General features: G+C 60.5%; 1 protein-coding gene. It reads right to left on the reverse strand.

The window, feature by feature from the left end; all coding sequences use genetic code 11:
* Nucleotides 1-319: oxidoreductase (locus tag AC0L20_RS40480; protein WP_473295742.1), on the reverse strand; the 319-nt coding region annotated here is incomplete at both ends.

Genomic DNA, 319 nt, shown 5'->3' on the forward strand with positions numbered 1-319 from the left:
GCGGAGGGCGCTACGGGAGCCTCTCCGTCTGGCTGCAACTCGACGCTGGAAAAACGACCCACGTGCCAAAGCTGGCTGACGATCTTGCCGCCTGCTGCATGTACCGCATCGGTAACCTTTTTCCAGCCTGCCACTTGTTCTTCTGTCCAGATCCCCGGCGTCATCGCGTAACCGCGCCCTTGCGCCGAAATGTTCGTGGCTTCCGCAATGATCAAGCCTGCGCTTGCACGCTGGGCGTAATAGGTGGCGTGCAGTTCGTTCGGAACGCCATCATCGGCCATCCGGCTGCGTGTCACCGGAGCCATGACGATACGATTTG

Source organism: Bradyrhizobium sp. Kon58 (assembly GCF_055807455.1).